General features: G+C 58.1%; 18 protein-coding genes. 6 read left to right on the forward strand and 12 right to left on the reverse strand.

From position 1 onward, the window contains the following. Nucleotides 1–61: 61 nt before the first annotated feature. From ACP15U_RS07860 to ACP15U_RS07885, 6 genes are all read right to left on the reverse strand, one after another. On the reverse strand, nucleotides 62–1399 hold the full coding sequence (locus ACP15U_RS07860) for a class-II fumarase/aspartase family protein (protein ID WP_425044598.1): 1338 nt from the start codon (nucleotides 1397–1399) through the stop codon (nucleotides 62–64). Next, nucleotides 1399–2112 carry an alpha/beta fold hydrolase gene (locus ACP15U_RS07865; protein ID WP_425044599.1) on the reverse strand — a complete coding sequence of 238 codons (714 nt, stop codon included), beginning with the start codon at nucleotides 2110–2112 and terminating at the stop codon, nucleotides 1399–1401. Before ACP15U_RS07865 ends, ACP15U_RS07860 begins: the two co-directional genes overlap by 1 nt. A gap of 2 nt (nucleotides 2113–2114) precedes the next feature. Beyond that, nucleotides 2115–2903, reverse strand: coding sequence for a 3-oxoadipate enol-lactonase (gene pcaD, locus ACP15U_RS07870; RefSeq protein ID WP_425044600.1), 789 nt, complete (start codon nucleotides 2901–2903; stop codon nucleotides 2115–2117). A gap of 87 nt (nucleotides 2904–2990) precedes the next feature. Then, nucleotides 2991–3968, reverse strand: a complete 978-nt coding sequence (locus ACP15U_RS07875; protein WP_425044601.1) for a threonine ammonia-lyase — start codon at nucleotides 3966–3968, stop codon at nucleotides 2991–2993. Next, nucleotides 3965–4789, reverse strand: a complete 825-nt coding sequence (locus ACP15U_RS07880; RefSeq protein WP_425044602.1) for an alpha/beta fold hydrolase — start codon at nucleotides 4787–4789, stop codon at nucleotides 3965–3967. Before ACP15U_RS07880 ends, ACP15U_RS07875 begins: the two co-directional genes overlap by 4 nt. Continuing rightward, nucleotides 4789–5475, reverse strand: a complete 687-nt coding sequence (locus ACP15U_RS07885) for a haloacid dehalogenase type II (protein ID WP_425044603.1) — start codon at nucleotides 5473–5475, stop codon at nucleotides 4789–4791. Before ACP15U_RS07885 ends, ACP15U_RS07880 begins: the two co-directional genes overlap by 1 nt. A gap of 125 nt (nucleotides 5476–5600) precedes the next feature. Between ACP15U_RS07885 and ACP15U_RS07890 the strand changes: the two genes are divergently transcribed. Further along, nucleotides 5601–6041 (forward strand): FKBP-type peptidyl-prolyl cis-trans isomerase, encoded by a 441-nt coding sequence (locus tag ACP15U_RS07890; protein WP_425044604.1) that lies wholly within the window; start codon nucleotides 5601–5603, stop codon nucleotides 6039–6041. A gap of 12 nt (nucleotides 6042–6053) precedes the next feature. Here ACP15U_RS07890 and ACP15U_RS07895 read toward each other — a convergent pair whose 3' ends face one another. The 4 genes from ACP15U_RS07895 to fabA form a co-directional block, all read right to left on the reverse strand. Beyond that, nucleotides 6054–6560 (reverse strand): hypothetical protein, encoded by a 507-nt coding sequence (locus ACP15U_RS07895; protein ID WP_425044605.1) that lies wholly within the window; start codon nucleotides 6558–6560, stop codon nucleotides 6054–6056. 102 nt (nucleotides 6561–6662) lie between these two features. Next, on the reverse strand, nucleotides 6663–7454 hold the full coding sequence (locus ACP15U_RS07900) for an enoyl-ACP reductase FabI (RefSeq protein ID WP_425044606.1): 792 nt from the start codon (nucleotides 7452–7454) through the stop codon (nucleotides 6663–6665). Between the two features lie 6 nt (nucleotides 7455–7460). Beyond that, nucleotides 7461–8690 (reverse strand): beta-ketoacyl-ACP synthase I, encoded by a 1230-nt coding sequence (gene fabB / locus ACP15U_RS07905; protein WP_425044607.1) that lies wholly within the window; start codon nucleotides 8688–8690, stop codon nucleotides 7461–7463. 58 nt (nucleotides 8691–8748) lie between these two features. Then, entirely contained in the window at nucleotides 8749–9258 is a 510-nt protein-coding gene (gene fabA / locus ACP15U_RS07910; protein ID WP_425044608.1) for a bifunctional 3-hydroxydecanoyl-ACP dehydratase/trans-2-decenoyl-ACP isomerase, read from the reverse strand. 191 nt (nucleotides 9259–9449) lie between these two features. Here fabA and irrA point away from each other — a divergent pair, with 191 nt between their 5' ends. Continuing rightward, entirely contained in the window at nucleotides 9450–9869 is a 420-nt protein-coding gene (gene irrA / locus ACP15U_RS07915) for an iron response transcriptional regulator IrrA (protein WP_425044609.1), read from the forward strand. Nucleotides 9870–9999: 130 nt separating this feature from the next. After that, nucleotides 10000–10797, forward strand: a complete 798-nt coding sequence (locus ACP15U_RS07920) for a phytanoyl-CoA dioxygenase family protein (RefSeq protein WP_425044610.1) — start codon at nucleotides 10000–10002, stop codon at nucleotides 10795–10797. Between the two features lie 100 nt (nucleotides 10798–10897). Here the strand turns inward: ACP15U_RS07920 and ACP15U_RS07925 are convergent, their stop codons facing one another. Next, complete coding sequence (locus ACP15U_RS07925; protein ID WP_425044611.1) at nucleotides 10898–11764, reverse strand: hypothetical protein; 867 nt, start codon at nucleotides 11762–11764, stop codon at nucleotides 10898–10900. 181 nt (nucleotides 11765–11945) lie between these two features. Here ACP15U_RS07925 and miaB point away from each other — a divergent pair, with 181 nt between their 5' ends. Next, entirely contained in the window at nucleotides 11946–13277 is a 1332-nt protein-coding gene (miaB, locus tag ACP15U_RS07930) for a tRNA (N6-isopentenyl adenosine(37)-C2)-methylthiotransferase MiaB (protein ID WP_425044612.1), read from the forward strand. Nucleotides 13278–13340: 63 nt separating this feature from the next. Here the strand turns inward: miaB and ACP15U_RS07935 are convergent, their stop codons facing one another. Beyond that, nucleotides 13341–13679 (reverse strand): hypothetical protein, encoded by a 339-nt coding sequence (locus tag ACP15U_RS07935; protein ID WP_425044613.1) that lies wholly within the window; start codon nucleotides 13677–13679, stop codon nucleotides 13341–13343. Nucleotides 13680–14190: 511 nt separating this feature from the next. Between ACP15U_RS07935 and ACP15U_RS07940 the strand changes: the two genes are divergently transcribed. Together ACP15U_RS07940 and ybeY are read left to right on the forward strand one after the other, a co-directional pair. After that, nucleotides 14191–15201 carry a PhoH family protein gene (locus tag ACP15U_RS07940; RefSeq protein WP_425044614.1) on the forward strand — a complete coding sequence of 337 codons (1011 nt, stop codon included), beginning with the start codon at nucleotides 14191–14193 and terminating at the stop codon, nucleotides 15199–15201. A gap of 165 nt (nucleotides 15202–15366) precedes the next feature. After that, nucleotides 15367–15858, forward strand: a complete 492-nt coding sequence (gene ybeY / locus ACP15U_RS07945) for an rRNA maturation RNase YbeY (RefSeq protein ID WP_425044615.1) — start codon at nucleotides 15367–15369, stop codon at nucleotides 15856–15858. The last annotated feature ends 25 nt before the right edge of the window (nucleotides 15859–15883 follow it).

Consider the following 15883-nt stretch of genomic DNA (forward strand, 5'->3'; position numbering starts at 1 on the left):
GCCGGCCGGACTGTATCGGGCGCTCTTGTCAGGGAAAGCCTGTAGTCGACATTCCCTGACGTCACGCAGGCGGCATGTTCATCACAGCCTCGGCAAAGCGTAATGCTTCGTCAGGTGCCTGCGCCAATTGTCGTGCCGGATCAAAAAGTGCATCTGCGTCGATCTCGGGCCAGTCGCGGGCCACGATGGCGCTTAGATGTGTTCCGGTTTCCTGTGCCTCCCGGCAGAGTTTCTTGGTCTCTTTTTGCGCTTGTGGGCGCGCCATTCGACTGGCCAGTGCGAAACTCAGTGCCTCGGCGTGTATCATCCCCAGGCCGGCAGCCATTGCTGCCGCCATTTTGTCTGAACGGGGATTGATACTTGCGGTCAGCGCTCGCGAGACATGTGCTGAAGATGCGGCGCAGAGAACCACTTGCGGCAGGCAAAGCCATTCGGTGAACCATGCCGCACCGTCTCGTTGATGCCGGTGTGTGGCCGACTGGTCCAGACCGGCCGTTAGCCCGGTGCAGAATCGCGCAAGCGCAACCAGCGCCGACGGGGAGACCGGGTTTTGCTTTTGCGGCATCGTCGATGAGGCACCGGTGTCTCCAAGCGAGATCTCGGCAATCTCTGTCTGGACAAGTTCGGTGGCGTCCTCGCCGATCTTGGATAGTGCCAGAGTCAGCCGTTCCATCCAGTTCGACAGCCGCAGGATCGGCGATCTGTCCGTGTGCCAATTGCGTTCGGGGTCATTCAGGTTCAGTAGCTCGGCCAGTCGCGCGCGCACCTGCGGTGCTTGCGGCCCAAGCGCCCCGGACGTGCCTGCGGCACCTGACAGAGACACGATCAGACAGTCACGCCGCAGCCCGTCCAATTCAGCATGCAGGTTGAAGAGCGGCCAACCCCAACCCGCGACAATGGCACCGAAACTTGTTGGCGTCGCGTGTTGGCCATAGGTCCGGCCCGGCATCGGCAGCTCTGCGTGAGCTGAGGCCAGTTTTGCGAGCGACGACGAAATCGCGACCAGATCGGTTTCTATCGCGGACAGCGCCTGCCGCAGCCGCAGAACCAACCCGGTATCGATAATGTCCTGCGAGGTCGCGCCCCAATGCACATACTGCGCGTGTTCCGGGGCCTGCATCTCTTCACGGAATGCAGAAACGAGACCGGGTACACTGACCCCGTTCTGCCCTGTTGCTTGCGCCAGCGAACCGGGATCAAGCTGCACCTCCATAGCCGCGCGAGAAATGGCTTGGGCCGAAAGTTCCGGGATCACGCCCGCTTCGCCTTGGGCCTTGGCCAGCATGCCTTCGACGAGCAGCATGGCGCGCAACTCGGCACTGTCGGTGAATAGGCGTCCGGTGTCCCCGGTTGGAAAAAGCTGTGCGAAAAGCGGGCTGTCAAAGAGCGAGGCGGCCATCAGATCTCCTGTGCGATGCGGCTCACTAGGGCGGCAAGGCCATTTGGGTTGGCAAAGAACGGCGAATGCGAACTGTCCATCACATGAACTCTTTGCGAAGGCCAGTCCTTGGTCATTTCTTGTTGATACTCGGGTGGGATTGTCCGGTCATTGCGACAGCGGATGTAATGCTTGGGAACACTGTCAAATCGCGCAGACAGCGGCAGAGGTGCAGTCTGCGGAGCGATGGCCTGTGCACAAAGCCGCGGAATGGCATATCGTACGGCCGCGTCGGGGCAATCGTGATAGAACAGTCCGGGGGCCTGTTCGGGATCGATGGTATAGCTGGCCCCGTCCGAAGACCGGTTGATGGCCTCAAGCACGGGCTGTCTGGGTGCGGCCTTGCGCATTTCGACCATCGATCGACCGCCGATGGGAATATAGGCGCAGAGATAGATCAGCCCGCGCATGGCATTCGGCTCGGTCTCGGCGGCCGCGCTGATCGGGTAACCACCCCAACTGTGCCCGAGGATCACGGTGTCCGGAGTGGAAGCATCCAGAACGGTGTCGCGGCAGCTATCGAGTGTGCACGCGCTCGGCAGAACGGTTGAAGGGCCATGTCCCGGCAAGTCAATAGCGCGGGCGGTATGCCCGGCGGCCTCCAATGCCGGAATAAGATCGCGCCAACACCAAGCGCCATGACACGAGCCGTGAACGAGCAGAAAATCGGCCATGTTCAGATATGGCCAATACCACGCAGAAACCCGTTCAGAGCTTCGGCATAGGCCAGTGGCTGCTCGACACAGGGTAGGTGGCCGGCCTTTCGGATCAGCTTGAACTGGGAACCCGGTATCAATTCCACGGTCTCGCGTACCAGATCCGGTGGGGTAGAGCCGTCCTCATCGCCGGCAATACCCAGAGCCGGCAGGCGTAGGCCGCTGGTCGGTGTGTAGAAATCAGTCCCGGAGATCGCGGCAGAGCAGCCGGCATAGCCTTCGATTGGTTGCCGAACCAGCATGTTGCGCCAGAGTTCTAGCTCGGGCATTGCCGTGAATCCTTTGGAAAACCAGCGCTCCATAATGCTGTCGGCCAAGGCTTCGATTCCACCCGTTTCCACGGCTGATATGCGTTCGGCCCACATCTCGGCGGTTCCGATCTTGGCGCCCGTATTGGACAGAACCAGCGCCCTGACCTGGTCCAATCGTTTAACGGCCAACCCTTGGGCGATCATGCCGCCTATGGAAAGGCCGATAAACACGCAGTCGCGAACATCCAGGTGATCCAGCAGTTTTTCGGCATCCCGAACCAGCGAGCCCATTGTATAAGGGCCGGAAGGCCCGGATGACAGACCGTGGCCGCGCTTGTCATAGCGGATGATCTTCAGGCCGTCCGGCAGCAACGGCAGGATTGCGTCCCAGAGCCGAAGATCGGTACCCAGAGAGTTGGAAAAAACAACCGGAGCGCCATTCGGGTCGCCATCGATTCTGTAGTGTAGTCGGACATCGCCCAGATCCGCGATTTGCATTTCCATCCCCTTCGTTCACTTCTGGGGCAACTTTACGTGGCACCCGGTTGAGGTAAACCCTGCCCATACCCAATGGTCGGCAACGGATTAGTCGGCAAACCGATCCAGCGCGGTTTGAAACAGGTCGGCATCCACGTTGCCGCCAGTAACCACGGCGATCACCGCAGCTCCGGAAATCTCGTCCTGACGAAACAGAGCCGCGGCGAGGGCAACCGCGCCGCCGGGTTCCGTCACGATTTTCAGGCGTGAGTAGGCCAGAGCCATCGCGCGCATGGCCTCGTCTTCGCTGACGGACAGGCCGGGGCCACACAGACGTTGCAGGATCGGGAAAGTGATCTGGCCGGGCGCCTGCGTCAGAATCGCGTCGCAGATATTTCCTGAAGTCTGCGAATTTTCTTCGATCCGGCCCGAGATCAATGAACGCGCGGTATCGTCGAACCCCTCCGGTTCGGCCGGGCGCGGGCGCAGACCCGGCGCGTGTGCCTCCAATGCCAGAGCGATTCCCGATGTCAATCCGCCGCCGCCGCAGCAGACAAGAACATCGGCGCTGTCCACGCCCTCGGCGGCTGCCTGTTCCGCAGTCTCCAATCCTGTTGTGCCCTGCCCGGCGATCACCTGAGGTTCATCATAAGGTTTGATCAGGGTCAGGCCGCGTTCGGTGGCCAGCCTGTTTCCGATTTCCTCCCGGCTTTCCGAAGCGCGGTCGTAGAGAACGACTTCGGCCCCGAGCGCAACGGTGTTTTCGATCTTCAGGCGCGGCGCATCCGAAGGCATAATGATCACAGACGGTGCCCCATGGCGCGCTGCTGCAAGTGCAATGCCTTGCGCATGATTTCCCGAAGAATAAGCCAGTATCCCCCGCTTCCGCACTTTCGGTTCCAATGCGGAAACTGCCGACCATGCTCCGCGGAACTTGAAGCTACCTGTATGTTGCAGACATTCCGGTTTGATCAGAAGGCGTCGACCCGCAATCTGATCCAAAAAAGGTGAACTGAGCAACGGTGTGCGCCGCGCGTGCCCCTTCAGCCGGTCGGCAGCGGCCTCTATCAGTTTTATCGAGGTCATGCCGCGAGAACCCTCCGTACAAGATCCAGCGCTTCGGGTTCGTCAAGAAACGGAACATGGCCTCGGTCAGGCACGGTTGCAGTGATCAACGCCGGCAGCCGCTTTTGCATTTCCGACATGGTTTCTTCGGTCAGCAAGTCCGAATTCGCGCCCCGGATAACGCCGGATGGCAGGCCTTCGAGCGCCTGAAACAGCGGCCAGAGATCGGGGGCAGGACCGTTGGCAGCCTGCTCCAGCAGGCTGGTCAGCAATGCGGCATCATACCTGAGTTGCAAGCCATCTGCGGTCTGGTCGAACAGAATCCGCGCCTGCTCGAGCCATCTGTTCATGGGAACACCGGGAAACTGCTCTTCCATCGTATATCGCAACGCATTGGCAGCGTCCTCGTAAGACTTCGAGGCCGGTTTCTTGCCGACATACTCCATGATCCGCGCAATTCCTTCATTGCTGATGGCGGGCCCGATGTCGTTGAGGATAACGGCAGAAAGCCGGTCATGGTTCAACATGGCTAAGGTCATCGCGATCAGCCCACCGCGCGACGTTCCGAGGATCGCGACCTGTTCAAGGCCGAGGTGGTCGAGCAGTTCCAGAACATCCTGCGCTTCGCGTAAGACGTTGTAGTTAAGGTAGTCAGGATCATAGTCAGATTTGCCACGACCCCGATAGTCCATACTGATCAAGCGCAGGTCAGAGGCGTAGGGGGCGAAATAGGAAAAGTCCCTGCTACACCGGGTCAGGCCCGCGAGGCATAGAACAGGCCGGCCACTGCCGGTGTCCTCGAAATAGATCTGAATGCCGTCTTTCGTTGTGAAATATGCCATCAGGCTTCTGCCAGCTCAGGTATCGTCATCAGGTCCGACAGAACATGGGACGGGGTCCAGGGCAAGCGGTCCATTGGTTCACCGGACCGGTTCACCCAGGCAGTCAAAAACCCGTATCCCGAAGCACCGGCAGCATCCCATCCATTAGAGGATACAAACAGGACTTCGCCACGATCGCAGCCAAATCTCTGACCAACCAGATCATAGACCCGTGCGTCCGGCTTGAAGATACCTACGCTTTCCACAGACAGAACATCGTCCAGCACGTCCGCAATCCCGGCAGATCGAACCGCACCATTGAGCATGTCAGGAGAGCCGTTCGACAGGATTGCCGTGTTCAGGCCGGTTTGTTTGAGCTTGGACAACATTTCGGGAACTTCCGGATAGGCCTGCAACTCCCAGTAAAGATCCAATAAGCGTTTGCGCAGCGCCGTGTTTCCATCCAGGCCGCAGGCTTCCATGGCCCAGTCCAGCCCATTCTGGGTTACTTCCCAGAAATCGGTATGGGCTCCGGTAATGGCCCGAAGCCAAGTGTATTGCAGCTGCTTCAAGCGCCAGTGGTTTGCCAGAGGCATCCATTTGTCTGTCAGTGCCGCGTTTTCCGGTTCGTTCGCCGCCTGACGGGCGGCTGCCGAAACGTCGAACAGAGTTCCGTAAGCATCGAAGATGCAGGTCGTGATTACCATTTGCGTCCCCTCCGGTTGCGGCAGCGTGGCACAAGGTTGCACCACAGGGAAGGGGGAGCGGCTTTACATCCTATCGGCAATCCCTAGGGTGGCCGCTTTATTCAAGTCCAGAGATCGGAGACCTCATGACCCAGACCCCACAACAGGTCAAAAACGGCGACACCGTGCGCATCCATTACACCGGAACCCTGACCGATGGGACGCAATTTGACAGTTCCGACGGGCGCGATCCGCTGGAGTTCACGGTTGGGTCAGGGCAGGTCATCCCTGGTCTGGATGCGGAGCTTCCGGGTATGTCGGCTGGCGACAAGAAACGGATCGAGATTGATTGCCAGCAGGCCTATGGTCCGATCAACCCTGACGCACGTCAGGCCATCCCGCGAGAGGGCATTCCGGACGATATCCCGCTGGAAGTCGGCATCCAGCTTCAGATGCAAACGCCGGATGGGCAGGTTCTGCCGGTAACCGTTGTTGAATTGGACGAGGCAACCGTGACCCTGGATGCCAATCACCCACTGGCAGGAAAAGACCTGATTTTCGATATCGAACTGGTGTCGATCGCCTGAACATTGGCGTGATCAAGGCTGCGCCGGCATTCCGGCGCGACGCACCGGAACTATGTTGCGGGGCATTTGCAGCACTTCCGGGCGGCTCGGGTCTTTGGCGATCTCGGGGACCGGAAACAGTTCCATAACCGACAGGTTGAAATCATCCTTGGTCACTGCTGTTGGATCGGCTTCTGCTACGGGCAGTGGCGACGTCTCCGGTAGGCTCAAGACCGGCATCGTGGCTGAAGGCGTGATAATTTCCGGTTTCACTTCGGCGGTTATCGCTTTGGGCGCCGGAACTTCCAGCGGAACGGCCTCGATTGTCACGGGGTCAGAGAAATGCGCAACCGAAGTCGGCTCGGCGCTTTGGCCCAATGGCAACAAGCCCGACAGGGTCCGGCTCAGAGGGTCGGCGAAAAAGATGACAATGAGGAATATCGTGCAGACCGTGATCACCACGCGGTTCAGACGACGCAGGCCCTTGGGGGCCGGTCTGGGCGGTCTCAGTGCCGCGCTGAGAGATACGTCATTGTCCACCATGACCTGAGGATAGTGGACAATTGTGGCGCAAAACGGGCGCCGGGATGTATATTCCCGGCACCCGTTTCATGAAATTGCCGCAATTTCGGAAATGCGGTGTTACATGGATTCGGGTTGAGGCATGCCCAGAACGTGAAACCCGCCGTCTACCCGTATGATCTCGCCGGTGGTGCAGGCGCCCGCATCCGAGGCCAGATACACGGCCGTTCCGCCGACTGCCTCAAGCGTCGCATTGGCACGCATCGGAGCGTTGTTGTCGCAGAATTTGTAGGTCTTTCGGGCCCCGCCAATCGCTGCCCCGGCCAGCGTTTTCATCGGGCCGGGAGAGATCGCGTTGACGCGAATGCCGTCGGGTCCCAGATCGTTGGCCAGATACCGGGTGGCGGATTCCAATGCCGCCTTGGCCACGCCCATGACATTGTAGTTGGGAACCACGCGGTTGGACCCCTGGTAGGTAAGTGTCAGCAGGGTGCCGCCGTTGTCCTTCATCAGCGGATAGGCGCGACGCGCCACCTCAATGAAGGAATAGGCTGAGATGTCCATCGAGTGCTTGAAGTTCGCGCGGCTCGTGTCCAAGAACCTGCCGGTCAACTCCGACTTGTCAGAAAAGGCGATGGCGTGGACCACGAAATCGATGGTTGGCCAGCGCTCTGCCAACTCTCCGAAAGCCCGGTCAAGCGAGGCATCGTCGGTGACATCCGCATCGACCATGAAATCGCTGCCGATGCTCTGTGCGAGTGGTTCAAGCCGTTTGCCGAACGCTTCGCCCTGATAGGTAAAGGCCAGTTCTGCGCCGGCTTCGTGCATGGCCTTGGCAATTCCCCAAGCGATCGATCGATCGTTGGCAACGCCCATGATCAGCCCACGCTTTCCGTTCAATGTGTCTGACATGTTCTGTTACCCGTTGAATTTCGAAAGGATCATGGAGCCGTTGGTTCCGCCAAAGCCGAAACTGTTGGTCATGACGCTGTCCAGTCCGGCGTTTTCGACAACTTCGGTCGCGACCTCACCGGGCAGAATTCCCTCGGCAAGGGTATCCACATTGATGGAGGGCGTGATGAAATCGTTGTCCAGCATAAGCAGACAGAAAATCGCTTCCAGCGCGCCAGCAGCACCCTGCGCGTGCCCGGTCATCGACTTGGTCGAAGAGATCGGTGGCACATTTCCTTCGCCGAAAATGCGGCGCACCGCTTCGACTTCGCCGACATCGCCTACCGGGGTCGACGTTCCGTGGGCATTGATGTAGCTGACTTTTCGCCCTTCGGGCAAAGTTGCCATCGCGGACCGCATGGCCCGTTCCCCACCTTCACCCGACGGGGCCACCATATCATGCCCGTCCGATGTGGCGGCATAACCCGTAACCTCTGCATAGATCTTTGCGCCGCGTGCCTTGGCGTGTTCCAGATCTTCCAGAACAACGATGCCGCCGCCGCCGGAAATCACGAACCCGTCGCGATCCTGATCAAAGGCGCGCGAGGCCTTGGCAGGGGTGTCATTATACTTGGACGACATCGCACCCATCGCGTCGAACAGGCAGCTCAGCGTCCAGTCGAGTTCTTCGCCGCCCCCCGCAAACATGACGTCCTGCTTGCCCATCATGATCTGTTCGGCTGCGTTGCCGATGCAATGCAGCGAGGTCGAGCAAGCCGATGTAATGGAATAGTTGATCCCCTTGATCTTAAACGCAGTCGCAAGGTTGGCCGAGATCGTCGAGCACATGCACTTGGGAACAGCAAAGGGACCGATACGCTTGGTGGCACCGGTTTTTAGCACGGTCTGGTGCGCTGTCAGCATGGCGCTGGTTGACGGCCCGCCGGAGCCCGCGACGAGGCCGGTGCGCGGGTTGACCACCTGATCCTCGGTCAGGCCGGCGTCGGCAATGGCCTGGCTCATCGCGATATGGGCATAGGCTGCGCCGGGCCCCATGAAACGCAAGGCGCGTTTGTCTACGTGCTCTTTGACATCCAGCTTCAGCGTTCCAGCGATCTGGCTGCGAAATCCGTGTTCTGCCATCTCATCGCTGGCCACGATCCCGGATTTTCCGGCTTTTAGAGATGTTACAACTTCTTCGGCATTATTTCCGATTGAGGAAACTACCCCAAGACCGGTGACGACGACACGACGCATATGCGCTCTCCCGTTATTTTGCTGCTCTGATCATTGCGGTTCGGACAATCGAACCGGCTCAGCTCTCGGACAGAGCAACCTTCATGTCTTTGACCTGATAGATAACCTCACCATCTGCTTCTACAATCCCGTCTGCGACACCCATTGTCAGGCGGCGGGTCTGAATGGCCTTGGTGAAATCGACCTTGTAGGTCAGCATCTTGCGGTCCGGGCGGACCATTCCGGTCAGCTTGACCTCGCCCACGCCCAGAGCATATCCGCGCCCTTGCCAGCCACGCCAGCCGAGATTGAACCCGGTAAGCTGCCAAAGCCCGTCAAGTCCGAGACATCCCGGCATGATCGGATTTCCCGGAAAGTGACAATCAAAAAACCAAAGGTCCGGTGTAATGTCGAATTCGGCCAGAACATGGCCTTTCCCATGCAGCCCGCCATCTCCCGAAACTTCGGTGATGCGGTCCATCATCAGCATCGGAGGCGCCGGCAATTGGGCGTTTCCGGGGCCGAACAACTCGCCTCGTGCGCATTTCAACAGGTCGTCTTTGTCAAAACTGCTCGGGAATTGTGCCATGCTGCAGTGTCTCCTGCCTGGGGTGCGTATTGTCTTTCAGGCCCCGTCTAGCATCGCGCCCTCGGGTCCCGCAAGGGTGGCACTGCCGGTATGCGCAAACAGGTCGCGGGTTCTGATGCGAATGAATTTCATTTGAAATTGACACCTGCACAGCCCTATATTTGCAGCAAGGATGGGATGAAGAGAGCGCCATGAGCAAAACGAGCCTGCAGATTGCCACGGATTGGTTGGTCGACGCCGGCCTGCGGCCAACGAGGCAGCGCGTCGCTTTAGCCGAGTTATTGGTGGGTGATGGCAAGCATCGTCACGTTACTGCTGAAAGCCTGTTTGAGGCTGCTCGGGCCGAAGATGCGCCGGTATCTTTGGCGACAGTCTACAATACTCTGCGTGCATTCTGTGCTGCAGGTGTATTGCAGGAAATTACCGTCGACGGTTCAAAGAGCTATTTCGACACCAACACACACGACCATCCGCACTTTTTCTGGGAGGATGAAGGTCGGCTTTCGGATGCACCTTCGGACCAGTTGGTGATTCAAAGCCTCCCCTCCGCGCCTGAAGGAGTGGAAATAGCTTCTGTCGATGTGGTGATCCGCTTGCGCCGCAAGCCCTAAGGCAATCCCATTTAGGCACGGTTCTTTTTAGCAGGCGCACCTTTGCGATCGCCAGCGGCGGATAACGATTGAATTTCGCGGATCGCAACGGCAGGGTCGGCGAAACAAGGTTGGCTTGGAGTAAACGCCGATGACACATCCTCTGGTTTCGCAAGAGATGATCGATACTTATCAGCGTGATGGTGTAGTTCTGATTCGGGGATTGTTCGCCGGGCAGGTGGACCAGCTGCGGGCCGGCATTGCCGAAAACATGGCGAACCCCGGACCATACGCGTCAAACAATGAAAAGCAGGGTCATACCGGACGGTTCTTTGACGACTACTGCAACTGGACACGCCTGACTGATTTTAAAGCGGCGATCGAAGAGTCTCCGGTCGCTGAGGTGGCCGCCGATCTGATGCAATCCAAATCCGTCCAGATGTTCCACGATCATGTTCTTGTGAAAGAGCCCGGAACTTCAATGGCGACACCTTGGCATCAGGATGGCCCTTACTACTTCGTCGAGGGAGAGCAGACGATCAGCTTCTGGTCCCCGCTGGATCCTGTGGAAGAGGCCACATTGCGCTGCGTAGCCGGGTCGCACCGCTGGGAGAAAGAAGTACTTCCGACACGTTGGGTGTCGGAAGACGGTTTCTTTCCGGACGAGGGCAAGTACATGCCGGTGCCGGATCCGGATGCCGAAGGTATGCGGGTCGTCGAGTTCCCGATGCAACCTGGTGATGCGCTGGCGTTCAATTTCCGGACTCTGCATGGTGCGCGGGGTAATACCAGTGATCGCCGCCGCCGCGCTTTTTCGCTCCGTTTGGTCGGAGATGACGCGCGGTACGTAGAACGGCCGGGCCGGACGTCACCGCCGTTTCCCGGGCACGACATGAAGCCGGGGCAGCGGTTGCGCGAGGACTGGTTTCCGATCCTTTTGCAACAGTAGGCAAGAGCGCGGCAAAACCATTGCCCTGTCCCTTTCCGGGCTGGTTCAGATACAACCGTTTTGCTGGCGCACGTACTGGCGCACGCTCAGCCCGGTCGCGTCAGAACCATTGGCCGGGTTCCATCAGGCCGAGATCCAGCAGCTGACGAGAGTGCCATTCGAACGGGGTGGAATTGTGCCAGCGAAAACTGTGGATGTCGAACGTGGATCCCGGGTTACGCTTGAGGGCTTTGGCCGTACGAAACGAACAGATCGCGGCGGTCAGGTTGTGATGCCAGGGGCAGGAATAGGTATTGTATTCCTGATCGTTGAAGGTGTGATCATCCTGCAGGCGCAGACCCGGCCTTGCGCAGAAAAGAGCAATACGGTCAATCTTGCGGCTGTTCTTGGGTATGTGCTCCTCATACCGCCAGCGCACGCCGCCATAGAAATCAAGCTGCCGTTCGCGCGGGTGCCCGGTTTCTGGGTCTTTGCGGGACTGAGCGTAATACCCGGATCGGTCAAGGAAAGCTCTGTCCAGTGACACGGCATTGGGAAATGCGTCGAGATCATCTGCATACAGGTCGATGACATAGGTGAGCATTGCGCTGCGCCGTTCCTCAGTATGAAAGGTGAGCATTTCGCCCACATCCCGAGTTTCGCAGAATGGAAAGAACAGGTATTCGGCATTGTAGCAGTAATAAAGCCAGGTGCCGGGCGCGGTCTCGATCACGGCATTGATTGCGCCCACTACTGCATCATGTGGACCGCAATCAAATGGTACACGGTGAATTTTGGCGGCAACATCGTCCGGCAACCGGAAGGCATCCGGCATCAGGGCGATCACCGCACGAAACCCGCATTGAAGGTGATGGCGCAAGGTGGTGGCAACCTCGACATCATCTTCGACGAAGATCATCGCGACCGGACCCTTTTCAAGGACCGATTTTCCCTGTTTCAGGAAGTTTTCGAAAGAGCTGTATTCCATTGCCTGTACCTGATTTCTGGTTTGCCTGCTCTGCTCGAAATTGCCGGCATGGCGCGGCGCTTCGAACTTTGGTGCCGCGCTGGCAATCTTTGCCAGAATCCGTTAAATGCGCGTGCATTGCAAGACATCCGGGAACCGGGTAAAGGCATCCGCTGATCCCGCGAACGCAAAGGCATTCTCCATGTCCAACTCATCCGAGCCCAAAAAGCTCTTCATCAAGACCTATGGCTGTCAGATGAACGTCTATGACAGCGAGCGCATGGCAGAGGCGCTGGGCGGTCAGGGATACGTGGAGACCAAGAGCGCCGACGATGCCGATATGATCCTGCTCAACACCTGCCACATTCGCGAAAAGGCAGCCGAAAAAGTCTATTCCGAGCTGGGTCGGTTCAAGGGGCTGAAAGCAGAAAAGCCTGACCTGAAGATCGGAGTCGCCGGATGCGTTGCACAGGCCGAAGGCGAAGAAATCATGCGGCGCCAGCCGTTGGTTGATCTGGTCGTGGGGCCGCAGAGCTATCACCGCCTGCCCGAAATGGAGCAAAAGGCACGAAACGGTGAAAAGGCGCTGGATACCGATTTCCCCGAAGAGGACAAGTTCGAGAAACTCAAGAACCGTCCCAAGGCCAAGCGCGGCCCGACTGCATTTCTTACGGTTCAGGAGGGTTGCGACAAATTCTGTGCGTTTTGTGTGGTTCCCTACACACGCGGCGCTGAGGTATCCCGACCCGCAGACCGGATCATCCGGGAAGCGCAGGATCTGGTCGAGCGTGGCGTGCGCGAAATTACCCTGCTCGGGCAGAATGTGAATGCCTATCACGGAGCGGGTCCAGAGGGTGACGTGACCTTGGCGCAGTTGATCTGGCAGCTCGACAAGGTCGATGGCTTGGAAAGAATTCGGTTCACCACCAGCCACCCAAATGACATGACGGACGAGCTGATCGAGGCCCACGGCACATGTGACAAGCTGATGCCATACCTGCATCTGCCGGTGCAGTCTGGCTCGGACAGGATCCTGAAGCGGATGAACCGGTCACATACGGCGGAAAGCTACCTGCGCCTGATCGAGCGTATTCGCGCGGCGCGTCCTGACATTCTGATGTCGGGCGATTTCATCGTCGGTTTCCCGGAAGAGACCGAAGAGGATTTTCAGGCCACACTCGATCTCGTTGAAGAGGTCAGGTACGGCTATGCCTATTCCTTCAAGTACTCGACGCGCCCCGGCACGCCGGCAGCCGAGCGGCCTCAGGTATCCGCCGAGCAAGCAGACGACCGACTGCAGCGCCTGCAGGCGTTGATCACGCGTCACCAGCGTGAAGTGCAGGATGAAATGGTCGGTCGGGAAGTATCGGTTCTGTTCGAAAAGCCGGGAAGACTGGCAGGTCAGATGGTCGGAAAATCCGAGTATCTGCACGCGGTGCACGTTTCTGATGACTCGCTTGCCCGTGGTGATCTGAAACGCGTCCGGATCATGGCATCGGGCGCCAATTCCCTTTCAGGAACCGTAGTTGGTTGACAAAGAAGAACGAGGGACGTGGATACGTCCCTCGCAATGCCTGCCCATCTTTGAAGGTGCCCCTCAGCGGCGAGGCGGCTGTTCCTTGATGAGTTTGGCCAGCGTTGCCTTCAGGTGTTCGGGATTCCGCACACCATACTCGTCGCGGCAAACCCGCTTTCCGATCGAGATGGCCTGAGTAGGCGTATAGCCATATTCCATCAGTTCATCGAGGAAGACGGCGTTGGGCCGGTCCAGTGCGACCGTATCGCGCCACGGTCCTCGGTAGCAGCTGATGACGAATTCATTGCCGGTGGTTCCGGGCTGGGTTGGCTTGGTTTGTGCCGACGTCATGTCAGCAGCAAACAGCGTAGCCGCGGCAAGACCTGTGATCAGGCCCGCTGCCATTATCTTGGTTCGCATAGTCTTTGCCTTTCTTTAAAAGTTCGGTCGTTAAAAACGGGTCCAGTTTTAACAAAAGGCCCATCCCCCACCGATGGTGCATTGGCAGTAAGGTAATATACCTTGCGACCCCGCTCCGGCAAATTCGAAACATATTCTGGCCATATTTCCCGGCAATTTTACCTTTTTGAGAGAACAGTTTGCCCCTCAGATCGCGATTGTGCATTTCAGCAGCACAATTGGTGGAGATTTCGCCACATTTCCAGAGCGCCAATTGCGGAGAATCCATGAATCGGATGGATGTTGGCTCGCCGTTCATGCACCCTGCGAAGATCCGGTTTCGGCGACAGGTCTTAAGCAGGGCGGCATTCAACGGCAACGATAGGGTTGAGCGATTGGCCGCCTTATCTTGTGTTTCCGACGGCAACTGACAGCTTATTTTGTTCAAATGCGGCTGATTTTGCGCATTGGCGCTTGCAAGGCAGGTTCGATCTTGGCACCGTTGAGTAAGGCTTCGACACAAGGAGAGCGGATGGCCATCGGTGAACTGACCCCACCGCAAGACGATACAGCATCCCACGAGATGCTGATCGAGTTTCCCGACAATCGGTTGCTGATCGACCTGTGCGGTGAATTTGACCGCAACCTGGCCGAGATCGAACAAAAGCTGGGCGTTCAGATCGTCCGGCGTGGCAATCAGCTGGCTGTCATGGGCGAGGACGCTCTTCAAAAACAGGCGACCGAGGTTTTGCAGGCCCTTTATGAGCGTCTCGAATCGGGCCGTTCGGTCGAGCCCGGGGATATCGACCGGGAACTCCGCATGGGCGGCCCCGAAGCCGATACCGGCAGCCGCGACGGCGATCAGCTGGAAATGTTTAAAGGTGGTCCGGTCGAGATCAAAACCCGAAAAAAGTTGGTTGAGCCCCGTACCGATGCGCAGAAAGCCTATGTGCAATCTCTGTTCAATCACGAACTGGCCTTTGGCATTGGCCCTGCAGGGACCGGCAAGACCTATCTTGCAGTCGCGGTAGGTGTGTCGATGTTCATTGGCGGCCATGTCGACCGGATCATTCTTAGTCGTCCGGCGGTGGAGGCGGGCGAAAAGCTCGGTTATCTGCCCGGCGACATGAAGGATAAGGTCGATCCATATATGCAGCCGCTATACGATGCGCTGAATGATTTCCTGCCCGGCAAGCAGCTGGCCAAACTGATTGAAGAGAAGCGAATCGAGATCGCGCCTCTTGCTTTTATGCGGGGCAGAACGCTTGCCAATGCATTCGTGGTTCTTGACGAAGCCCAAAATGCCACAACGATGCAGATGAAGATGTTTCTGACGCGTCTGGGTGAGGGGTCGCGAATGGTAATCACCGGCGACCGAAGCCAGGTGGATCTTCCTCGCGGAGTCCCGTCTGGCCTGCAGGACGCCGAGCGGCTGCTGAAGTCAGTTTCCGGCGTCAGTTTCAATTACTTCACGTCCCGTGACGTCGTGCGGCATCCGCTTGTAGCCGCCATTATCGAGGCTTATGAGGCCGATGCTGGCTGACCTCGGGTTGCTTTCAACTGTGGATAGCTTCTTTCAAACCGAACACCACTCGGTTTTGGGCGACGCCCCGGCATCTATGTCGTTGCACGCATATCAAAATCCCGGGTGGGCGATCACGGCAGGTGCATCCTTCCGAAACGTCCGCTCCTGAAATCTGAGGCCAGAATGACGCTTGACCTGACTTTGGAAGACCCGCGTTGGACCAGTCTTCCTCCGCTAGCCGAGCGGGGAATATCGGCCACCCTGGCGCATCTTGGTCTGGATCCCGAGATTTGCGAGATTTCACTGCTGGGATGTGACGATTCCCGGATTGAGGCTCTTAACACCGAATACCGTGACAAACCCACGCCGACGAATGTTCTGAGCTGGCCGGCCGAAGATCTCTCACCCAAGATCGCCGGAGAACGCCCAAGCCTGCCTCGGCCAGATTTCACCGGCGAGATAGCACTGGGCGATATTGCGATTTCATTTGATACCTGCCAACGAGAGGCTGAGGAGACTGGGAAGACAATGTCAGATCATGTCACGCATCTGGTGATTCACGGGCTGCTTCACCTTCTTGGCTACGATCATGTGCGTGACCCCGATGCCATAGTCATGGAAGCGCTCGAATCCGAGATCCTTGGCAAACTGGGGATAGATGACCCATATATGTAAGGTAACGGGTCCGACGGACCTCCAA

Origin of the sequence: Primorskyibacter sp. S87, from assembly GCF_049801055.1 — a bacterium.
Classification (GTDB): domain Bacteria; phylum Pseudomonadota; class Alphaproteobacteria; order Rhodobacterales; family Rhodobacteraceae; genus JBNAGF01.